Origin of the sequence: Pontibacter korlensis (assembly GCF_000973725.1) — a bacterium.
Lineage (GTDB): Bacteria > Bacteroidota > Bacteroidia > Cytophagales > Hymenobacteraceae > Pontibacter > Pontibacter korlensis.
Genome location: NZ_CP009621.1, coordinates 1,528,613 through 1,548,392 on the forward strand (window position 1 = coordinate 1,528,613; position 19,780 = coordinate 1,548,392).

Sequence of the window (19,780 nt, forward strand, 5' to 3'; positions counted from 1 at the left end):
AGCTGTGGCCCGGGCAGAATCAATCTAAAGATTTGTAAAGTATGCAGCAAACGCACCATGAATCCGACTGGGAATTCCATTTCAGAAGCATAGACAATAAGCCTGGCTCCATAGCGGTAGATCTAGGCTTGGCTAAAGTTGCCCCGCTGTCCGAACAGCCAAATCTTGTACAGGTGTCGGTTAAAATGGTTGATCCTCGTCCGGATGGGCTGTCGTCGTTGCAGGAAACAATTGTGCTGCAGAGCCTGGAAGATGACCTGGAAGAGGTTTTAAGAACAACCTGTCAGGCTACCTATGCAGGGCGCTTAACATCTAACGGGCATCGCAAAATCTACTTCTATATGGGCGAGCCTAACGGCTATGCGGAGTCTGTTCAGCGTGTTATGCAGAATTACAACGGACATGCCTATACCCTTAAGCTGGTAAAGGATAAAGACTGGAGCCGGTACTTTAACTTTTTATACCCAGAACCGGAGCAGTTACAAAGTATACAAAACCGCAAAGTGTTGGAAGAGTTGGAGAAGAACGGCGATGACTTGAGCAAAGAGCGGCAGGTGGACCACTGGGTGTACTTTAAAACAGAGGCTGATAGAACTGCATTTGTGGAGAGTATAGCCAACGAGAATTACACCGTTATCACCAGCGATTACCTGGAAGCATCAGAAGACTACCCATTCCGCCTGCATATTAGCCGCACCGATAAGCTGGACCAGTTAAATATAGACAGAACAGTACTCCACCTGCGACGCCTGGCCCTTAAGCACCATGGCGATTACGATGGCTGGGAAACCTCCCTGGAAGTATAATAACCGCACCTATCTACCCTCTCCATTGCTCAAATCCCTCTTATATAGAAAATTCTCTATAAATTGAACTCGAATTACAAGATACTTTAGCCAAAGAGCGCTTAGTGGCGTATAGTAAAACTAAATTATTTGTGCTAAAGATTGTAAATGGTTGTGGCAGCTGATTTAGCTGCCCCCATAGCGACGAAGATACATGAGAAGTAAAAGAGACAAAAAAGGCGGCAGAGATTCTGAGAGCCGCAACGACAAAGGCCAGTCCCGCAGAAGAGGAGGCGAATCATCAAACCGCAAAGAGTCCGCAAGAGAGGCTTATGCCAGAAGAGAACCCTCTAACCGAAAAGGGGCTCCAAAATCGGCTAAAGCTATAGTACTGGAAGTGTTCTCCAACAGTCCCGACACTGTTTTTACAATGCGACAGGTTACGCGCCGCCTAGGTGTGACAGACAAGCATGGCCGTGAGCAGGTGCAGAAGCTGGTAAAGACACTGGTGCAGGAAAACAAACTGCTGGCCGTGGACGACGACAAGTACATGATGAACCTGAAGGTCGAAATCGTGACAGGTCGTGTGGACTTGGCTAACAGCAAATATGCCTACATCGTGTCGGAAGACCGGGAGGAAGACATCCGTGTGTTTACAGAGCACCTACAGTATGCCTTAGATGGCGACTTGGTTAAAGTAGAAGTGCTGCCATCGGTAAGAGGTGGCCGCCAGGAGGGAGTGGTAGTAGAGGTACTGCAGCGCTCTCGTACAGAGCTGGTAGGTATCATGGAGCTATCCAAGAACTTTGGCTTTGTTGTGCCAGACTTCAAAAGGGTATACTTTGACATATTTGTAGGCGAGCGGCATCTGAATGAGGCGGAAAGCGGAGATAAAGTGCTGGTACGCGTTATTGAGTGGCCAGACAAGCCAGGAAAGAACCCAACGGGTGAAGTGATTCGTGTTTTTGGTCCGGCCGGTGAGCATGAGGCTGAAATACACTCTATCATGGCTGAGTTTGGCCTGCCATTCGAGTTTCCGGAGGCAGTAGAGGAAGAGGCTGAGACAATCTCTGATAAAATACCAACCGGTGAAATTGCCAAGCGCCGCGATTTCCGCGATGTTGCCACTTTCACCATAGACCCTGCCGATGCCAAAGACTTCGACGATGCACTATCTATACAAAAGCTGGAGAACGGAAACTGGGAGATAGGCGTGCACATTGCCGATGTAACGCATTACGTGCACCCAAGAAGCGTGCTGGAGAAAGAAGCCTACCACAGGGCAACATCAGTATACTTGGTAGATAGAACCATCCCAATGCTGCCGGAGCGCCTTTCCAATGGCCTTTGCTCCCTCAGGCCAAATGAAGAGAAGCTAACATTCTCTGTTGTGTTTGAGCTGGACGAAAACGGCAAACTTTACGACACCTGGTACGGCCGCACCATTATTTACTCCGACCGCCGCTTTAGTTACGAGGAGGCACAGGAACGTATCGAAACCGGCGAGGGCGACTTTGCCGAGGAAATCAATATCCTGAACAGTATTGCCAAAAAACTGCAGGCGAAGCGCTTTAAAAATGGAGCTATCTCTTTCGAAACTGTAGAGGTGAAGTTTAAGCTAGACGAGAACGGCAAGCCACTATCGGTGTATGTAAAAGAACGCAAGGATGCACATAAGCTGATTGAGGAGTTCATGCTATTGGCTAATAAGTGTGTAGCTGAGTATGTGTATGGCCTGGGCAAAGGCAAGAAGCGCCCTACCATGGTCTACCGTACCCACGGCCAACCTGACCCGGACAAGCTGAGTACCTTCTCGCTGTTTGCCCGCAAGTTTGGTTATAAAGTAGACGTAGACGCCGATATTTCAGAAGAGCTGAACCACCTGACAGCCGAGATTGAAGGTAAGCCGGAGCAAAGCGTGCTGCAGAACCTCGCAATCCGTACCATGGCCAAGGCCAAGTATAGCACCGAACCAGAGGGCCATTTTGGTTTGGCTTTTGACCACTACTCACACTTCACCTCGCCTATTCGCCGTTACCCGGATATGATGGCACACCGCCTGCTGCAACATTACCTGGATGGCGGCAATTCTGAGGACAAAGATGAGTATGAGGAGCGCTGCAAGCATTCTTCGGAGATGGAGAAACGCGCTGCCGACGCAGAACGAGCCTCTATCAAGTATAAGCAGGTAGAATTTATGAAAGATACCATCGGGAATCAGTATAAAGGTATTGTTTCCGGTGTCACAGAATGGGGTATCTTTGTGGAGATCGAAGAGAACAAGTGCGAAGGCATGGTACGCCTGGCTGACCTCAACGACGATTATTACGAACTGGATGCTGATAACTACCGCATCATCGGTCGCCAAACCAAGCGTATTATTTCGTTCGGAGATGAGGTACTGGTAGAGGTGAAAAGTGCCAACCTTGCCGATCGCACCATCGATCTGGACCTAATCGAGACACTAAAACAACATTAAGTATCCTGTGGATATCACCACCCTTTCCGAAAAGTTAAACCATACTTTGTCCGCGCTCCGCTACGGTGAAAAGCCAAAGGAGCTTTACGAACCAATTAGGTATATAATGGCGTTGGGCGGCAAAAGAATTCGCCCATTGCTGGTGCTGCTGAGCGCAAAAATGTTTGATGAGGATGTGGAGAAAGCTCTTTTGCCCGCTGCGGCAGTGGAGGTTTTCCACAACTTCACGCTCATGCACGACGACATTATGGACAAGGCCCCACTGCGACGTGGGCAGCAAACTGTGCACGAAAAGTGGGATGCCAACACGGCTATACTTAGCGGCGATGTGATGCTGGTGCGGGCTTATGAGCTTTTATTAGGGGTGGAGCAAGATAAGCTGGCGCTGGTACTAAGGTTATTCAGCCGCACGGCAGCCGAAGTATGCGAAGGACAACAGCTGGACATGAACTTTGAGCGACGTGAGCAGGTAAGTATCCACGAGTACATCCACATGATCACGCTGAAAACAGCCGTGCTGCTGGGCTTTAGTCTGGAGCTGGGTGCCATACTTCAGGGAGCGCCAAAATCCGACGCAGAGCACCTGAAGGCCTTTGGCGACAACGTAGGTATAGCTTTCCAGCTACGCGATGATTTGCTGGATGTGTATGGCGACAAAGACAAGTTTGGCAAGCAGGTAGGTGGCGACATCCTGTCGGATAAGAAAACCTTCCTGATGCTGACAGCGCTGGAGCAGGCAAACGAGCAGCAGCGGCAAACCATCATTAGCTGGCGCGATAAAACCGATGAAAGTATAGCCGAGGACAAGGTAAAGGCCGTGACAGAGGTATACGACCAGCTTAACATCCGCCACCAAACAGAGCAGCAAATCGACCTGTACTTCCAGAAAGCTATACATCACTTAGATGCCATCCAGCTGCCAAAGGAGCGTAAGAGCACTATCCGTGGCCTTGCCCTGCAGCTTATGGAGCGTGATAGTTAACAATTAAAAAAAACTTTGTTAAGGAAGGCTGTGTTTTGCGGCCAAACCACAGCCTTCCTTAAAATAAGAGAGTGCCGGTGCGCAGCTCTTCAATGTCTTCCAGGCGCAGCTGGCTGAAGTCTTCCGTAACTAGGTCGGCCAGGGAAAGGTCCTGGTTCCCAGAGTTAGCCGATTTGTAGCCGATACACTTCATGCCAGCGGCTTTGGCGCCCTTAACGCCGTTGCTGCTGTCTTCTATCACGATAAAGTTAGCCGCTGGTATTTGGTAACGTTGTGCCACCTCCAGAAATATATCCGGAGCTGGTTTCCCATCGCGCACGTCCTCACTGCTTACAACAAAATCAAAGTAATGCCTGAACTCCAGTTTCTCCAGGATCAGGTCAATGATGTTGTGGGGAGAGGAGGAAGCCACAGAGAGTTTGTAACCGTTTTCCTTTAAAGTGGCCAGCAGCTCGTCCACTGCCGGGATGCACTGGATTTGGCGGGCCTGTAGTTCCCTATGTTTTACCTCCTTTTCAAGCCGGAAAAGCTCTTCTACCGTATGTGGGAGGTCAAACTCCCGTATCAAGGTTTCCCATACTCGTTTGGGGGCCATGCCCACAAAGCTGTGGTGCAGGGTGGTAGGCACCTGTATGTTTAACTGGCTGAACAGAAGCTTCTCCAGCTCTATGTGGATAGGCTCACTGTCCACTAGCACGCCGTCCATATCGAAGATCACGAATTTTTCCATGGGGTGTTGCTGTCGATCAAATAAATATGTGTTGGAGGGAAGATATGCAAAATCTGTAGGAATACCTTTTTAAAACTTGCAAGGGCCGCGTAGCGGAGGCGGTAAAGTATAAACGAGCATAAACCGTGAACATTTAGTGAGGGCATACGACTTTGTCTTTTATCTTTGTTCATAATCATTTCGTTACTCTTTCAAAAACAGAGCATGAGCGTTACCGTTATATTAATCATTATTACAGTTGGCATTTCGCTGTACGCCTGGCAAAACCAGGACCTGATGCATAAGTGGATCTTTCAGCCATACGCCGTACAGCGCGACAACTCCTGGTATCGCTTTCTTACATCTGGTTTCCTGCACGCTGACTTCACACACCTGTTGTTTAACATGTTCACGCTGTTCTTCTTTGGCGATGTGGTGGAGTATGTGTTTACATCTGCTTACGGACCTATTACTGGCATACTTTTATACCTGCTCGTGTACTTAGGTGGCATTATCGTATCAGATATCCCTACTTATTTCAAGCACCGCAATGATCCTCCGTACCGGGCATTGGGTGCCTCAGGTGGGGTAGCAAGCATTGTTTTTGCCAGCATACTTTTCTTTCCTACACTGGATATCTGTCTCTTTGCCTTTCTGTGTTTACCGGGCTTCATCTTCGGTATCCTGTACATGATGTACTCGTATTTCTCGGGCAAGCGTATGGGAGATAACATAAACCACGATGCCCACTTGTATGGTGCCTTGTATGGCTTTTTGCTGAGCTTGTTGTTAGTGCCTAGCGCACTGCCTAACTTCTTCAACCAGATAGCTAACTGGCGTATGTTCTGATTCGCAGGATTGTACTCTTATCATTAGGTAAACACGCTAAGTCCTCAGCTTTTATAGGGTGAACTACGTATAAAGTAGCAGTAAACACTCTATATACATGAGGCTGCTGCATAAGTACACCCACACAAAGTTGCTCCTGATTGCACTGTTTCTGCTGTGTTGGCAGGCAGGGCAAGCGCAGGAGAATGCCTCTATGATGGAGTATGTTATAAAGGAGCGTCCTGTGCTGGCGGGATTACTTACAAAAGCTGGTTTTGCTCCTATTCTATCTGTAGATACGCCTGTAACGCTGTTAGCTCCGCCAGAGGCTGCTTTGCAAAGTATAGCAACCGAGTCCCCCGAGCGTCTGAAGGCTATTCTCTCTAATCACATTCTTAAGGGAGCGCATCAGGAGAAGGATCTGAAAGACGGAGAAACCATAACCTCCATTTGTGGTACTAGCCTTACTATTTACAGAAAGAGTGGAAAGACTTTGGTGAATGGCATTGCCATACAGCGAGCCAACCTACAGGTTAAGAACGGAGTTGTGCATGAGCTTGCCAGCTTGTTGGAAGGGTAACATTTAGATTAAGTAGGTGCTTGCCTTATCTAGAAAAATACAATTGCCGATAGGCGTACTGTAAGGAAACAAAAGCTTTATATAGACATATTTCAGTTTTTACTTTTAAAAGTATAAGTAAAAAGGTGCTGTTCCTTCGTAAGTAAGGAGTAGCACCTATGTACAGCACTGAAAAAGATACTACTCAAGAACAAACTGGAACACTGGTTGCCCAAAACCAGTGCTATAAGATACTGTACGCGCCTCACCAAAACAGACTGTATCTAAGCATTCATGGGTTTTGGAAAAATAAAAACGCTGTACCCGAATACCTCCCTGACCTGAAAAGGGCGCTGCTGTTGGTAAAGCCTGATTTTACACTGCTCCTGGATACCCGCACCATGATAACGCATCCTCAAGCAGTTATGAGCCTACATGTAGAAGCACAAACGCTACTCAGGGAAGCTGGCATGAAAAAAGCGGCCTGTGTAGATCCTGCCGACAGGATTGCTACCCTACAGTTAGAAGACACCTTCAGCCAGAGCCGTTTTTCCTCAAGGCACTTTACATCCTATGCCGAAGCGGAGGCTTGGTTAAACGAATAACATTCTGTAAAAGCCACTTTATCAGGCGTGTAAACAGCTTGCATGCTGTAACCGTATGCCCTCGATTTGAGTTATAGTACCCAAAAAACTCTCTTGTCTGTGGCTATCCCATGTTTTTGATGGATACTGGCGCAGGTTAATCTATCTGCAGCACCATTGTATATGACCGTTGAGATCGGAATTGTGCTAGGAATCATTCTGCTGGCGGTTATACTTTTTGTAACCGAGCGCCTCTCCATTGATACGGTTGCTATCCTGACAATGGTGCTTTTTATGGCGACGGGTATCCTTACACCGGCTGAGGGCTTTGCCGGTTTTAGCAATCCAGCCACCATTACTGTTGCCTCCATGTTCATCATAAGCTCGGCAATCTTTAAGTCGGGCGCACTAAGCAATGTTGGCTTATGCCTCACGCGTATAGGCAGAAAGAGTTATTTGCTGTGCCTGCTTCTGCTAATGCTAATTGCCGGCTCCCTCTCTGCCTTCATCAACGATACAGCTGTTGTGGCGCTACTTATGCCTGTTGTTATACAGGTAAGTAAAGATATTCGCGTAAGCCCGTCTAAGCTGCTTATTCCGCTAAGCTTTGGCTCTTTAATGGGGGGCGTATGTACACTTATAGGCACTTCTACTAATATCTTGGTAAGCGGTATTGCAGAAGCTCAGGGGCTGGAGCCGCTTCAGATGTTTGAGTTCCTGCCGGCCGGGATATGGTTTTTAGTGGCAGGTATACTTTACATGTTCTTCATAGGGCGCTACCTTTTGCCCGACCGAAAGCTTGCAGAAAACCTTTCGGAGGAGTTTGGGCTTGGAAACTACATCACAGAAATCGTGTTATTGCCGGGGTCCCCATCGGTAGGGGTGCCGTTGCAGCAATCAAATCTAGTGCGGGACCTGGATATTGAAGTGATGCAGGTGACCCGCGATAAGGAGAGGCTGCAGGTGTTCCCCTCGCTTATACTTCGGGCCAACGATGTGTTAAAGGTGCTGATTGGTGTTGAGAAACTGAAAAAGTTAAAACAGGACCAGGGAGTAAAGTTAAAGTCGGAGCGAAAGTTTCGGGATGAGGACGTGGGTATGTATGATAGCATGCTTTATGAGGCCATTGTTACCCCAAACTCCTACATGGAGGGTAAATCTCTGAAAGAGCTGAACTTTCGGGCGTATAATTATGGCGCCTCTGTACTGGCAATTCGCCACCGCGATGAGATTGTGCATGAGAAGCTGGCCCACGTAAAGCTGTCGGCAGGAGATGTGCTGCTGATCACCGCCAACAGCGACCAAGCAGAGAAGCTGCGCCAAAACGACGATATCCTTATCATTTCTCAGACCGTCCGGAGTGAGTTCAAGTATGGTAAAATAGTGCCTGTAATGCTGATAAGCATAGGTGTGGTACTGGCAGCAGCTACTGGGTTGGTTCCTATTGTGCTCAGCGCTATGGTTGGAGTGGTAGCAATGGTCATATTTAAGTGCATCCGATTAGATGAAGCATATGATGCCATTGACTGGAAGGTGATTTTTATGCTGGGAGGGGTGCTATCGATGGGTGCTGCGCTGGAAAAGACAGGAGCAGCCAAGTTACTTGCCGATTATCTTATAATCGGGGTAGGGCAGTATGGGCCTCATGCGCTGCTGTCGGTGTTCTTCTTTACTACCTTCATGACGACCAACTTTATGTCTAACAACGCCACGGCGGCTTTGTTGGCACCCATTGCTATTGTTACAGCACAGGAGCTGGGCGTGAGCGAACGCCCGTTTCTGATGGCTGTAGCCTATGCGGCTTCTCTCAGTTTTATGACTCCTATGGGCTACCAAACCAATACCATGATCTACGGTCCTGGCAACTACCGCTTCTCAGATTACCTTAAAGTAGGTACGCCCCTAAACTTGCTCTTCTGGATTTTGGCATCTCTTATTATTCCGTTTTTCTTTCCGCTGTAGCAGAAGACGTTCCACGTGGATTGTTGCTACATTGTAGGTAATTACAACTCCTGTTTCTCATGAGGATTTTCAAAGCAAAAGGTGCTGGTAAGTAAGGGTACACCTATGGTTTTGGCTTTATGTTTCTGGTTATTGGCAGCAGCAGCTTTGCAAGCTCAAAGCACGGATAAGCAGGTGGCACACCAGCAATTGGTATGGTTGGGGTATCACAACACGCTTGAGCTAAGCAAAAGATGGTCGGTAAACTCAGAGGTAGAGGAAAGGAGGTTTCTGAATCCGGATAAACAGCATCAGTTTCTCGTGAGGAGCCAGCTGCGCTATAGTTTGGGGAGTAACTGGGATGTCTCCGCTGGCTTTGCATACTTCCTCCAGAATACGCAAGATCCAAGGTCATCAGAAACATTAGTGGTGCCAGAGCTACGGCCACATGTACAGCTGGACTACAGGCAAGGTATAAACAAGCTTACGGTGACGCACCGCTATAGGGCTGAACGACGGTTTTTCAGGAACACAGCAAACGGAGTGTTGGCCGGATGGTTACAATGCTAACTTCAGGTTCAGATACAGAATAGGACTGGAGTATCCTTTGCTTCAGGTAAGGCAGCAGCCGCTAAAAATCAGAGCTAGTGACGAGATTATATTCAACGCTGGCAAAAGGATAACGAACAATCGGTTTGACCAGAATAGGATTTACGTGGGGCTAAACTACCCGGTGCATAAGAGTATAATACTGGAGGCAGGCTACCTGAAGTGGTTTCAGCAGCGCGCCTCCGGAAACCAATTCTACAGCAGAGACATCGTACGTGTAGTCATAACCCATAAAATCAACTTGAAGAGGAAAGAGGCAGATCCGGCAGAATAAAGCAGTTGTTTCGAAGATTTACAAGTAGCCCCTTGCCTGCAGCAGAAACAGCTCCGCATACTTGCCATTCTGCGCCAGCAGCTCCTCGTGCGACCCGAGTTCTTTCAGCTGACCTTGCTCCAGGAACAGGATTCTGTCAGCCATGCGAACAGTGGAGAAGCGATGGGATATAAGCACAGCGGTACGGCCCTCTATCAGCTCAGAGAAGCGCAGGAACACCTCATGCTCAGTGCGGGCATCAAGGGCGGAAGTAGGCTCATCCAGTATCAGCAGCTGTGCATCGCGCATGTAGGCACGTGCCAAGGCTACTTTTTGCCACTCTCCACCCGATAGCTCTACACCTTTGTTGAAACGTTTACCCAATACCTGCTCATACTTGTCGGGCAGGCGCTGGATAACCAAATCGGCAAGGCTTTTTTGTGCTGATCCCTGTATGCGTTCCCTGTCCGAAATATTATTGATCTGGCCAATGGCAATATTGTCAGAGGCTGTCATCTGGAAGCGCACGTAGTCCTGAAAAATTATGCCTACCTGGTGGCGTAGGTCGTTCAGGTCATATTCACGCAGGTCTACTCCATCTAAGAGTATACGTCCTTCGGTGGGCTCATAAAGCCTTGCCAAAAGCTTTACCAGCGTAGTTTTACCTGCACCGTTCTCGCCCACCAGAGCCAATTTCTCACCGGCTCTTAAATGGAAAGACAAGTGCCGTACAGCCCATCTTTCAGAATTATGATACTTAAACCCAACATTCTCGAAGGTGAAGCCTTGTTGTATGGGGCGTGGTATGGACAGCGGGTTGGCAGGTGGCGTAATCTGTGGCTGCAACTCCAGAAAATCGAACAGGTCCTGTAAGTATAAAGCACTCTCGGCAATTTGTGAAAAACGCGTCATAATACCCTGCAGCAGGCTGCGCATGCTGCTGAACGATCCTGCCAGAAAAGTAAGGCTACCTACTGTAATTACTCCGGCCACTGTCTCGAAAAGTATAAAAATATAAGCGCCGTAATAGGCCAGCGTTCCCAGAGCAGAGAGGGCACTTCCCCAGAAAGCACGCTTCATAGTGATGCTCTTGTTGAGCAGGTAGTATTTATCAGATAGCTCCTTAAAACGACCTGCCAGAAAGCCGGAAAGGTTAAATGTCTTTATCTCCTTAGCTGTTTCGTAGGAGGCGCCAATGTAGCGCAGGTAGTCCAGTTCGCGGCGCTCGGGCGTCCAGGAGCGGGAGAGGGAGTAGCTGCGCTCGTTAAAGTGCGTTTCGCCCAGAAACGAAGGTATAACAGCCACCAGAAGTATAAGTATCAACCATGGGTTGAAGGCAATCAAGCCTACGGCCAAGAAGCCAATTGTCACGATATCCTGCAGCTGCGACAACACCTGCGACATAAGTACTACCCTTGTTACAGTCTGCCGCCGCGCTCGCTCCAGCTTGTCGTAAAATGTGGCGTCTTCGAACTGGGCCAGGTCCAGTTTAGCAGCGTGTTCTATCAGGGTGACGGAGGTGCGGTTAGAGAACAGATCGCCTAGCAGGCTATCCACCAACGTAATGCCCCGGTTAATCAAATCAGACAACACTGCTAAGCCCAGCTCCAGCGCCACTAGCGTCCAGAGGTAGGTCAGGCTTTTCTCTCCTGTCACATCAATCAACCGGATTACCTCGTCGATAATCAGTTTGCCCACATACAGCATGGCTAGCGGCAAAGAAGACTTAACTAAACGCAGCAGCAGGTTTGTGATGGTTAAGGCTGGACTTGTCTCCCAGATGAGCCTGAAAAATTTGGGTAGGTTCTTTAGCGCACCTACCTGCTCACGTAGGCTTTTCTTCTCCTTTTGTTGGGTTGCTGTGTCTCTTGTTCCTTTTTTCGCTTTGCTCATACTCTATTTACACTTGCCATAGGCCTTATAGCTATACAGGCGGCCAAGGGTTTTGTTTAAGATTTTGGAAACAGTATGATGCAAGGTAGAGGATGTTGTGGTGCATTAAGTGCTTTACCTTTTCTAACTCTCTAAAGCTTCTTTAGAGAGTTAGAAAAGGTAAAGCACTGGGAAGGAGTATCCGAAATAGGTCTTTTATAGTATGATACCTTAATATGACGCGTTATCTGCTATATTTTTTAACTGGCGTTGCTACGGCAACCGTTATACTTTTCTTCAGGGGGTATGTGCAAGTGCCTCATAATCTCTATTCTAATGTGGCTTTACTGGCAGGAATGGCATTGTTTGGCCTGGCCTCATGGATAACGCTGTTTCGTACTAAGACAGGATCATTGTTAGCCTTGCTGTGTTCCTTGGCACTGGTGCCCTGGCTGGTACGCATTGGTTTGCGCATTTGGGATGTTGCGAACAACCCACCACAGGTCCTACAGATTGTGCATGTGGTGCTGGCTATACTGGCACTATTCTCACTTGTAGTTAGTGCCCGCTATACTTTCAGCAGAGGGTCCTGGCGCTTAGGCACACCTACTCCCAGTTTTGTGCTGAAGCTATTTTTAGCACTTATTCCTTTGGCTGTGATGGCAGGCTGGCTGCTGGTGATGAACAAAGTATAGTTACCGCTTTTTATTGTTGATGCAGACCTCTGGCCAAGCTGAACTTTATAAATGAGAAAAGCCCCGCCATTTAATGACGGGGCTTTCTCTCACCTTAAAACAAACTAAACTAATCTAAACTTTATCTAACCTTATTTTTAGTAAACTTTACTTCTTTCTAAAAAGCAGATCTGCTACAAGCTTAAAATCTGCTAAAATTGAGGGCGAGCTGATGAAAAAATATTCAAAAAACGCACCAAAGGCTTGTAAGTAAAAAAACTGTTAAGTATATTAGCCTTCCGATATAGTGTCTCCCTCAATTCGGGTGCAAAATTACTTTTTTGCTTTCTATTCCGAAAGAAAAACCTCAAAAGATTTTTCACTTTTTTCTATTTCTCCATTTTTTATTGATTAACTTTTTGGCTATCAATGTTTTAGATTTTAATAGCGCCTTAAATTTTAGCTATAAAAATTACCGGAATGGAGCCGGAGGATCAGGTTTGGTGTTTAAACGCTGATAATGTAGGGCTTTTGACCTATAATCTAAGGTGCGGGCAAGGAAAAAGCAGGGTAGAGCCCTGCTTTTAGAGTATGATTAGGTGTGGTTTGTTAGATCATTGACACTGTTTTGTTATTTATCTGAACATCGTAGGTCTTTTTGTAATGAACCTTACGCTCTAGTGCGGCAATAATCGGTTCCGAAAAATCTACCCCCTCCATTTCGCTGGCATCGTAGAGTCCTCCCGGGCTGAACACATTTATCTCCATCAGTTTGCTGCCTACAATATCCAGCCCAACCAGAAACATTCCATCCTGTATCAGCTTAGGGCGCACAAGCTCCACCAGGTCCAGCATGGTTGGTGTTACCTTTGCTTGCTGTGTTGAGCCGCCTGCATGCAGGTTACTGCGGATGTCGTCTTTGCTGTTTACGCGATGGATGGCGCAGTATTTCCCTTTGTGCTGCAGCGCCTCCCCGTTCATCACGATCAAGCGTACATCTCCCGCGCTAGCCTCTGACAGGTACTCCTGCGCAATAACGTAGCCGTCGCGACTGATCGCTTCCACAATCTGGTTTAGGTTAGTGGCATCGTTCTTCTTTACCATGAACACACCTGAACCACCTGAACCTTGAAGTGGCTTAAGGATAATGTTATTCTTTTGTTCGTTAAAGAACTCTTTTATCTCATCCTTATCGCGGGTGATGAGCGTGCGCGGACGTACAGCCTCCGGGAAGTGCTGGAAATACATTTTATTGACAGCATCCGAGAGCTTGGTAGGGTCGTTTAGCACAATTACGCCATGGCGAAGGGCTAATTGGCCGAAAATAATACCAGCGTTCTGTGCCCAGCCACGTCCCTCAGGCTCAGAAGAAGGGTCGTTGCGGAGCATGAGTACATCAAGCTCAGGAGCTGTCACGCGCACTTTGTTAGCCTTCTCGCTCTGTATGGCCTCCAGGTAGGTAGTGAGCGATTTATACTTATGCTTAGGGTCGGCCTGCACAGCTTCGGCCCCCATGTAGCCATCAGGGTAATAAGCCAGGTCGCCAACACCCATTAGGTATACGGTGTGGCCCTTGTTGTGCATGCGCTGTGCCAGAAATATAGTGGTGTAAGTTGCTTTCTCAGTAGTGATGTCGTTTACTACAAATCCTATAGTCATCAATTAGGTGCTTTATAACTTTAATGTGGATGATGTGGTTGGAAGGTTACAGTAAGTTAAATACTGAAATGCCGCCTTTTAGTTGTTCCAGCTTAGGCTTCAGGCGCTCGTCTAGGAGATAGCGCGGCTTAATAGGCATAGGGCGTAACACGTTGCGGTATATCAGTTCCTGTACAATTGGTATATAATCCTGCCTGATCTTGCCGATGAGCAGCGGCTCCAGTTCGTGGCCTTGCTTCAGGTAGTCCAGGAGGTGTACCAGGCCACGCAGGTATACCGCATCTTTAGTCAGGCCACCACCGCGGTGCACACGCATGGTTATATTCCAGGCCGTTTCGTCATCAAAGCGGTACTCCTCTTTAAGCCGCCAAAAATTATCTGTAAAGCTGCAGCCTTTGGTCAGGTGGTATACGGCCACTACGCGGGCAGCCAGAGTGCGCATGCGGTCCTGGTCCAGCCCGCCTACCAGCCACTCACTTAGCACAGCAAGACCTTCCTGGAGCTCCTCATAACCAGGGCTGCCCACATAAAGCTGCTGTAGCGGCTGTGCTTTGCCGTTATAGTAGGTCAATATATGTGTGCCTACCTCGTGTTGTATCAAGGCTTCGGCACGGTGGCGGGGAATTCTGGCATCGGTGCCTACGTTCAACCTGCCTTTTGATACGATCAGCCCTACCACATCTTCACGCACGTCTACGCCAGAATCCAGGGCTGGGTACTGCTCCCGCAGGAAGGCAATTTCCTGCTCTGCCTGCGCCACAAACTCGGGTACGGGTATAATGTCTGGCTCTGCATTGCGGGTTGGCTCAGGAACGGCAGCTAATATTCCCTCTGCCACTTTCAAGAGCTGGTCGCTTACAGTGCCGTAGAGTTGCATGCTGCTGTACAGGAAATCCGGTGTGTTGCGGTAAGAGAGCATAGTCAACATCTTGTCTAGCTCATGGCGCTTGTCGCGGAACAAGTAACCCAGGGTAGGGTCATCCACCTTCTCTATAGAGATATTGTAGAGTTTGCGCTTGAGCTGGTCGGCATCGACGGGCATCAGGCGGTAATGGAAAGTTGGAGCCTTGCTGAACTTTGCTTTTTTAAATTCTTCCCATGCCTCTCTGTTATTTACCGGCGTAACGAGCAACAGGAACCTGAACTGATTGCTAATACTGGTCAGTTGCTTATCGATGCGCCACACTACCCGGTTTACCGCCTGTCTTCCCAGTGCCTGGAAGTGGATCGGATGGTGCGAAGTCTGCACACTCACAAAGTCGAAAACAGTTTTTTTGATGGCGTTGGCGACCTTCTCGCGGAGGTTGCGCTGCAGCAGCGGATAAACTTTACCTGTGGAAGTGTTTTTGTAAACAGGCTTTAACTGCAGCCCCAGCACCAAAATACTGTGCTTTTTAAGCTCCTCTTCAGACATCAAGCACTGTGGCTCCTGTAGTAGAGGCTGGTTGCTCTCGGTTGTTACTGAGGCAGAGGCACCGTTCAGCTTTATATCTTTTAACTCCTGTACAATGGTTTTAGTGGTAGTAGGCAGCTGTTCTTCCGGACCAAGTATTTTAAAAAGCGGGGTATCTGCGGCGTCAGCATCGGCAGCCATCAACTCTATGATCATGAATGCCCCAAATTTGTCTGCCATAGACATGGCTATGCTTTGCACTAATGGCCTTAGCTCCTCGGTACGCTCGTGGTGGGAGATAATGTAAGCAGCATTAGCCTTTAAGAAATCGGCAGTAGGGTGGTCTGGTTGGCCTGCAGGATGGCGAAAAAGCACCAGAAAGGGCAGGGGTCTGTCGATGTACAGCAGCCCGCCCTGTGGCAAGCGCCGGTGTACTTGTTTGCCCCGCTGCAGGCTACGAACAGCTTTCTTTATGAAGTTGACGGTTATACTTTCAATCATTCTTAATTTCAGAGTCTTAGACTTGGCATACTTGCGTAAGCGCCTGAAAAACAGGTTTTGTGCTTTGCTGTAGGGCCTGTCGTATCTCCTGCACCTGTGCCTGGTCTGGTTCCCCCGTCCATTCATCCATAAAGAACTTCTTAAACTCGATGCTCATCACGCATACTTTGCTGCCAAAGGTGTCGTGGATCCAGCGCATAAAGTGGCCACCGTTAAACTTTACATTCTCACGCACGTCAAGTCTGCGGCCGCGGTAGTTGTAGTTGCTTAGGCTGTGCATGAGTGTATCCACGACAGGTGCCCATTTCTGGCGGTTCATGTTGCCGGTGCCAATGTTTACCTCCGGGTTTTCCTGCGGGTCGGCGGCCGGTCCATTAGGGCCTTCGCGACGGTGGTTGTAGGTATGCAGATCGTAAATCACTACACATCCATGCTCCTCGATTAGCTTTGTCAGCATTAGCTTCACATCCTCATAAAACTTATCGTAGCGCGACATAGATTCCTGCGCGAGTTCTTCAGGCAGTTCCTCTTTCCATACTCTTAAACCCCAGGCATCCTCGGGTTTTCGATAAATGGCTTTCTCCGGAGGGCGGTTCAAATCGAATTCGAAGCGGGAGTAATGGTCTACAATCTGATTATCGGTAAAGCTTACCCACTCGGCAGTAAAAGGATCCTCTTCGCGCAGTCGCTCATCCGGTGTCAGGTTATAGAGGCTCCTAAGGTTATGGCGCACTTCGTGCCCGTTGTGAATGGCAGTGGCTACTAAAGGACTGTCCCCACGGGTAATGGTATAGTATACAGTATCTACTTTGGTTTGTGTCATAGCTATTTTGTTGAGTACAGTTTTACCCTTTCGGGCTGCTGAAGGTTTTTTATAGACGACTTGCCGGACTGAGGAGGTTTTTCGGAATGGTACTTTCGAGGTTGTGGCTGCTCTACATCTGGCTTAAGAAAGAGGTGTCTATGTATTTTCTAACAGGAGCAGAAGTATGTGCCAACATCGCTTGTGCATAAGGATGTGTAATATGTAACTTGCTAGTACATAATAAAGTATAGGTATTTTATAATACATGATTTGCCTATGGACAAACTATACAAATCGATCCTATTTACTTGCGGTGTATTTCTGGTGGGCCTGCTGATGTACTGCCTGCGGCATGACTCTGCTACCATAACCCTGCAGCAACTACTGCCATTAGTGCTGTTATATGCGGCCGGGCTGGTGCTGGGTGTGCTTGTTAAACCTGCTTTGGAGTAAGCGCAGCTTTTTACCTTCCGTATACGTACCTTTGTAGCATGGCAAGCCCAGAAACCCCAGCTACAAAAACATGCCCTAATTGTGGAGCCGAAGTGCTACTTAGAACGAAGCAATGCCCCGGCTGTGGCCAACTGCTGGCGAACCCTAAACCACAGTGGTTTAAAGACCTTACCGCAACCGAGATATTCCTGCTCATATTGGGCAGCATCATGCTAGCCATAGGCTTGGTAGCGCTATAGCTATGGCTACTTTGCGACAGCCTCTCTTCCTGCTTTTTTTTATACTTGCCATAGGCAATCAGTTGCTGGAACTGCTTGGTATTTATATTTGGCCGTTGCACACTCATCTTGGAGACCTGTTGTCTCTCCCGCTAACGCTTACTATTGCTCTGGCTGCTGAGCGGCTATACTTCCAAAACCCATACTTTATCCTGCCTTTGCGCTTTACCTTACTGGCCCTGCTGCTGTTTAGTGTAGCGTTTGAGGGATTGTTGCCCCTGCTACACTCCAGGTATACCGCCGATCCTTGGGATGTGCTGGCATATGCGGCAGGAGCAGTAATCTTTCAGGTTTGGATGAATAAGCCCCTAAAGGAGGAGAGAGTTTAGTAGCATTAGTTGAAGCTGTACAGGCTGTGGATTTTGAAGAAATCGTTTATCCCAAAACTTTTTTATGGTTTCAGGCAACCTTTAGAATAAACCTGCATCTTTAGCATAGATTAGTTAAAGAACAGTTAGATTTTGATTCACCAACCAAAAAGCTATACTATGAAAATCACGAAACTACGCACAGCAACTTTTGGCTTATTAGCCTTTGCCTTTCTACTGCTAAATATAAATGCAGCCATGGCGCAGAGCCTGCAGGGTAACAAGAAAATCGCTACCCAAAACAGGGAAGTATCTGGCATCAGTGGCATTGAAGTGAGCGGTGGTTTTACAGTAGAGTTAACCCAAGGCAGCAACGAGGGAGTGCGGCTGGAGGCTGAGGAAAACCTCCTCGACAATATCAAAACAGAAGTGCGCAACGGGGTATTGCGTATTTACAATGATAAGGGTGTGAGCACCAATAAGGGCATGAAGGCCTATGTTACCCTGAAGGCGCTGGAAAGCATTAACATTAGCGGCGGTGTAAAAGTAACAGGCAACTCAACCTTCAAGTCTTCTGCACTGAAAATGGACCTGAGTGGTGCCTCAAACGTGAAGCTGGCTCTTGATACAAAGCAGCTTGATGCTGAGTTGAGTGGAGCAAGTAAGGTAGAGTTGATTGGCAAGGCTAATGAAGTGAACATGGATATGTCAGGAGCTTCTAAAGTAGATGCCTCGGAACTGGAGGCCCGCCAGGTAAAGGTGCAGGCAAGCGGAGCCAGCAATGTGAAAGTGTTTGCTAAAGAGTCGCTGAATATAAACGCTTCCGGAGCATCCTCAGTGTACTACAAGGGTAGCCCTAGCATTACGTCGGACGTTTCTTCGGCAGCCCGGGTATCCAGATTATAAAGTAAAGAATACAACCTAACCTGTAGTGAAAAGCAGCCTCGCCTCGGGGCTGCTTTTTTAGTGTTCAATCCTTTAAGAGCGGCTACCCGTATAGCTAAACTGCGGAAAATAAACCTAATAAAAACAGTAAAGCTATGAGTGATTCTAAGAAAACAACAAACCATAAAGAGATACAGGAGTGGGCAGAGAAGCATGGTGGTGTACCCAGCGTAATCAAAGGTACCGAGAATGATGGCAGTGGAGAAGGCGTGCTGCGCATTCACTTCCCTAAGAAGAGCGATGATAACGACAGCTTTGAAGAAATCAGCTGGGACGAGTTCTTCAAGGAGTTTGACAACAACAAACTGGCCCTGTTGCACGACCCTAACGGCAACTTTAATAAGCTGGTGAACAGGGATTAGGTACAACCACATGAGTATAAAAGAAAGGCCGGGGCTGTTTTGCCCCGGCCTTTCTTTTATAATTCAGCATATTATTGCTTCTGATTTTGCAGTAAGCTTAGCGTGTGGCTAAGCAAGGACTGATCGCCCCAGGGGCCATGGCTTGGCACGACCACCTTTGCCTTCGGGTAGCGCTGCTGCAGCCTCTGGATAGCAAGTGGCCAGCTCTTAAGATCAGCATCAGCGGTGTTACCCAAGTTTTTTGCCTGCAGATCCTTTACCAAGCACCCTCCGAACAGGATCTTTTGCTGCGGCAAGTATACCACCACGTTATCGGCAGTATGGCCGCCACCTGGGAAGTATACCTCAAGCTGCTGCCCACCAATTGCAAAAGTTGTATCCGTAGCGAAGGTGACATCCGGTGTGCCCTTGCTATTCTCAGCGGCTAGTATGGCTGTAAGCTCCGACGTTACTACCGGAACGCCCTGCCGTTGCACAGCTTCCATGCCACCCAGCTTGTCGTCGTGCCAATGTGTCGGCACGCATACTTTTACAGGCTGTTTCAGGTTAGTTTTTATCCATGTCAGCAGCTCTTCTGTTGGCTCTTTACCCCAACCGGTATCTATCAACACCGCACCCTCCTTCGTAGAAACTATCAATCCGTGTGACGGTACTACAGTGCCGTGGTAAGTCTTGTACGATGTATGAATCCATACTTTAGAAGATATCTTCGTTACCTCCAGTTGCTGTCCCTGCGCTTTCAAAGTATAAGCAGGCATCAGGAGCAGCAGGCAAAGTATAAAATGCGGCAATGGCTTCATG

Annotated in this window: 21 protein-coding genes; 15 read left to right on the forward strand and 6 right to left on the reverse strand. The window is 48.1% G+C overall.

Annotated features, from left to right (window positions below; genetic code table 11):
- Nucleotides 1-41: 41 nt before the first annotated feature.
- The 3 genes from PKOR_RS06420 (at nucleotide 42) to PKOR_RS06430 (ending at nucleotide 4,246) form a co-directional block, all read left to right on the forward strand.
- The gene (locus PKOR_RS06420; RefSeq protein WP_046309797.1) at nucleotides 42-806 is read left to right on the forward strand and encodes a DUF695 domain-containing protein; all 765 of its coding nucleotides are present in this window, start codon (nucleotides 42-44) and stop codon (nucleotides 804-806) included.
- A 193-nt stretch (nucleotides 807-999) separates the two neighbouring features.
- Nucleotides 1,000-3,264 carry a ribonuclease R gene (gene rnr / locus PKOR_RS06425; RefSeq protein ID WP_046309799.1) on the forward strand — a complete coding sequence of 755 codons (2,265 nt, stop codon included), beginning with the start codon at nucleotides 1,000-1,002 and terminating at the stop codon, nucleotides 3,262-3,264.
- A gap of 7 nt (nucleotides 3,265-3,271) precedes the next feature.
- Complete coding sequence (locus tag PKOR_RS06430; RefSeq protein WP_046309801.1) at nucleotides 3,272-4,246, forward strand: polyprenyl synthetase family protein; 975 nt, start codon at nucleotides 3,272-3,274, stop codon at nucleotides 4,244-4,246.
- Between the two features lie 58 nt (nucleotides 4,247-4,304).
- On the opposite strand, the gene PKOR_RS06435 is transcribed toward PKOR_RS06430, so the two are convergent.
- Entirely contained in the window at nucleotides 4,305-4,976 is a 672-nt protein-coding gene (locus tag PKOR_RS06435) for an HAD family hydrolase (RefSeq protein ID WP_046309802.1), read from the reverse strand.
- A gap of 204 nt (nucleotides 4,977-5,180) precedes the next feature.
- On the opposite strand from PKOR_RS06435, the gene PKOR_RS06440 reads away from it, so the two are divergent.
- The 6 genes from PKOR_RS06440 to PKOR_RS25835 all read left to right on the forward strand — a co-directional run bounded on the left by PKOR_RS06440 (nucleotide 5,181) and on the right by PKOR_RS25835 (nucleotide 9,750).
- Nucleotides 5,181-5,804 (forward strand): rhomboid family intramembrane serine protease, encoded by a 624-nt coding sequence (locus PKOR_RS06440; protein WP_046309804.1) that lies wholly within the window; start codon nucleotides 5,181-5,183, stop codon nucleotides 5,802-5,804.
- A 97-nt stretch (nucleotides 5,805-5,901) separates the two neighbouring features.
- Nucleotides 5,902-6,363, forward strand: a complete 462-nt coding sequence (locus PKOR_RS06445; protein ID WP_046309806.1) for a fasciclin domain-containing protein — start codon at nucleotides 5,902-5,904, stop codon at nucleotides 6,361-6,363.
- Between the two features lie 158 nt (nucleotides 6,364-6,521).
- Entirely contained in the window at nucleotides 6,522-6,947 is a 426-nt protein-coding gene (locus PKOR_RS06450; protein ID WP_046309807.1) for a hypothetical protein, read from the forward strand.
- Nucleotides 6,948-7,109: 162 nt separating this feature from the next.
- Entirely contained in the window at nucleotides 7,110-8,888 is a 1,779-nt protein-coding gene (locus tag PKOR_RS06455) for an SLC13 family permease (protein ID WP_046309808.1), read from the forward strand.
- A 147-nt stretch (nucleotides 8,889-9,035) separates the two neighbouring features.
- Nucleotides 9,036-9,437 (forward strand): DUF2490 domain-containing protein, encoded by a 402-nt coding sequence (locus PKOR_RS25830; protein WP_158453748.1) that lies wholly within the window; start codon nucleotides 9,036-9,038, stop codon nucleotides 9,435-9,437.
- A gap of 37 nt (nucleotides 9,438-9,474) precedes the next feature.
- On the forward strand, nucleotides 9,475-9,750 hold the full coding sequence (locus tag PKOR_RS25835) for a DUF2490 domain-containing protein (protein WP_052738743.1): 276 nt from the start codon (nucleotides 9,475-9,477) through the stop codon (nucleotides 9,748-9,750).
- An 18-nt stretch (nucleotides 9,751-9,768) separates the two neighbouring features.
- On the opposite strand, the gene PKOR_RS06465 is transcribed toward PKOR_RS25835, so the two are convergent.
- Nucleotides 9,769-11,622 (reverse strand): ABC transporter ATP-binding protein, encoded by a 1,854-nt coding sequence (locus tag PKOR_RS06465; protein WP_046309810.1) that lies wholly within the window; start codon nucleotides 11,620-11,622, stop codon nucleotides 9,769-9,771.
- Between the two features lie 215 nt (nucleotides 11,623-11,837).
- On the opposite strand from PKOR_RS06465, the gene PKOR_RS06470 reads away from it, so the two are divergent.
- Complete coding sequence (locus PKOR_RS06470; RefSeq protein WP_046309812.1) at nucleotides 11,838-12,296, forward strand: hypothetical protein; 459 nt, start codon at nucleotides 11,838-11,840, stop codon at nucleotides 12,294-12,296.
- Between the two features lie 588 nt (nucleotides 12,297-12,884).
- Here PKOR_RS06470 and PKOR_RS06475 read toward each other — a convergent pair.
- From PKOR_RS06475 to PKOR_RS06485, 3 genes are read right to left on the reverse strand one after another with little or no spacing between them, the layout of a single operon-like run.
- Complete coding sequence (locus PKOR_RS06475) at nucleotides 12,885-13,934, reverse strand: glutathione synthetase (protein ID WP_046309814.1); 1,050 nt, start codon at nucleotides 13,932-13,934, stop codon at nucleotides 12,885-12,887.
- Between the two features lie 46 nt (nucleotides 13,935-13,980).
- Nucleotides 13,981-15,828, reverse strand: coding sequence for a peptidase MATCAP family protein (locus PKOR_RS06480; protein ID WP_046309815.1), 1,848 nt, complete (start codon nucleotides 15,826-15,828; stop codon nucleotides 13,981-13,983).
- Between the two features lie 16 nt (nucleotides 15,829-15,844).
- Nucleotides 15,845-16,651, reverse strand: a complete 807-nt coding sequence (locus PKOR_RS06485) for an N-formylglutamate amidohydrolase (RefSeq protein WP_046309817.1) — start codon at nucleotides 16,649-16,651, stop codon at nucleotides 15,845-15,847.
- A gap of 258 nt (nucleotides 16,652-16,909) precedes the next feature.
- Here PKOR_RS06485 and PKOR_RS25010 point away from each other — a divergent pair, with 258 nt between their 5' ends.
- From PKOR_RS25010 to PKOR_RS06505, 5 genes are all read left to right on the forward strand, one after another.
- Nucleotides 16,910-17,086, forward strand: coding sequence for a hypothetical protein (locus PKOR_RS25010; RefSeq protein WP_158453749.1), 177 nt, complete (start codon nucleotides 16,910-16,912; stop codon nucleotides 17,084-17,086).
- A gap of 38 nt (nucleotides 17,087-17,124) precedes the next feature.
- Complete coding sequence (locus PKOR_RS06490; protein ID WP_046309818.1) at nucleotides 17,125-17,325, forward strand: zinc-ribbon domain-containing protein; 201 nt, start codon at nucleotides 17,125-17,127, stop codon at nucleotides 17,323-17,325.
- A gap of 2 nt (nucleotides 17,326-17,327) precedes the next feature.
- Nucleotides 17,328-17,693, forward strand: a complete 366-nt coding sequence (locus PKOR_RS06495; protein WP_046309819.1) for a hypothetical protein — start codon at nucleotides 17,328-17,330, stop codon at nucleotides 17,691-17,693.
- A 159-nt stretch (nucleotides 17,694-17,852) separates the two neighbouring features.
- Nucleotides 17,853-18,578, forward strand: coding sequence for a head GIN domain-containing protein (locus PKOR_RS06500; protein ID WP_046309821.1), 726 nt, complete (start codon nucleotides 17,853-17,855; stop codon nucleotides 18,576-18,578).
- 134 nt (nucleotides 18,579-18,712) lie between these two features.
- The gene (locus tag PKOR_RS06505) at nucleotides 18,713-18,979 is read left to right on the forward strand and encodes a hypothetical protein (protein WP_046309822.1); all 267 of its coding nucleotides are present in this window, start codon (nucleotides 18,713-18,715) and stop codon (nucleotides 18,977-18,979) included.
- Between the two features lie 71 nt (nucleotides 18,980-19,050).
- Here the strand turns inward: PKOR_RS06505 and bla are convergent, their stop codons facing one another.
- Complete coding sequence (gene bla / locus PKOR_RS06510; protein WP_052738744.1) at nucleotides 19,051-19,779, reverse strand: subclass B1 metallo-beta-lactamase; 729 nt, start codon at nucleotides 19,777-19,779, stop codon at nucleotides 19,051-19,053.
- Nucleotide 19,780 lies beyond the last annotated feature (1 nt).

Bases quoted from the DNA above. Each gene is read 5' to 3' on its own strand.
- PKOR_RS06470 (WP_046309812.1), top strand. From the start codon at position 11,838: ATGACGCGTTATCTGCTATATTTTTTAACTGGCGTTGCTACGGCAACC.
- PKOR_RS06505 (WP_046309822.1), top strand. From the start codon at position 18,713: ATGAGTGATTCTAAGAAAACAACAAACCATAAAGAGATACAGGAGTGG.
- PKOR_RS06490 (WP_046309818.1), top strand. From the start codon at position 17,125: ATGGCAAGCCCAGAAACCCCAGCTACAAAAACATGCCCTAATTGTGGA.
- PKOR_RS06420 (WP_046309797.1), top strand. From the start codon at position 42: ATGCAGCAAACGCACCATGAATCCGACTGGGAATTCCATTTCAGAAGC.
- PKOR_RS06435 (WP_046309802.1), bottom strand. From the start codon at position 4,976: ATGGAAAAATTCGTGATCTTCGATATGGACGGCGTGCTAGTGGACAGT.
- PKOR_RS25010 (WP_158453749.1), top strand. From the start codon at position 16,910: ATGGACAAACTATACAAATCGATCCTATTTACTTGCGGTGTATTTCTG.
- PKOR_RS06445 (WP_046309806.1), top strand. From the start codon at position 5,902: ATGAGGCTGCTGCATAAGTACACCCACACAAAGTTGCTCCTGATTGCA.
- PKOR_RS06495 (WP_046309819.1), top strand. From the start codon at position 17,328: ATGGCTACTTTGCGACAGCCTCTCTTCCTGCTTTTTTTTATACTTGCC.
- PKOR_RS06450 (WP_046309807.1), top strand. From the start codon at position 6,522: ATGTACAGCACTGAAAAAGATACTACTCAAGAACAAACTGGAACACTG.
- PKOR_RS06480 (WP_046309815.1), bottom strand. From the start codon at position 15,828: ATGATTGAAAGTATAACCGTCAACTTCATAAAGAAAGCTGTTCGTAGC.
- PKOR_RS06455 (WP_046309808.1), top strand. From the start codon at position 7,110: ATGACCGTTGAGATCGGAATTGTGCTAGGAATCATTCTGCTGGCGGTT.
- PKOR_RS06465 (WP_046309810.1), bottom strand. From the start codon at position 11,622: ATGAGCAAAGCGAAAAAAGGAACAAGAGACACAGCAACCCAACAAAAG.
- PKOR_RS06485 (WP_046309817.1), bottom strand. From the start codon at position 16,651: ATGACACAAACCAAAGTAGATACTGTATACTATACCATTACCCGTGGG.
- bla (WP_052738744.1), bottom strand. From the start codon at position 19,779: ATGAAGCCATTGCCGCATTTTATACTTTGCCTGCTGCTCCTGATGCCT.
- rnr (WP_046309799.1), top strand. From the start codon at position 1,000: ATGAGAAGTAAAAGAGACAAAAAAGGCGGCAGAGATTCTGAGAGCCGC.
- PKOR_RS06440 (WP_046309804.1), top strand. From the start codon at position 5,181: ATGAGCGTTACCGTTATATTAATCATTATTACAGTTGGCATTTCGCTG.
- PKOR_RS06500 (WP_046309821.1), top strand. From the start codon at position 17,853: ATGAAAATCACGAAACTACGCACAGCAACTTTTGGCTTATTAGCCTTT.
- PKOR_RS06475 (WP_046309814.1), bottom strand. From the start codon at position 13,934: ATGACTATAGGATTTGTAGTAAACGACATCACTACTGAGAAAGCAACT.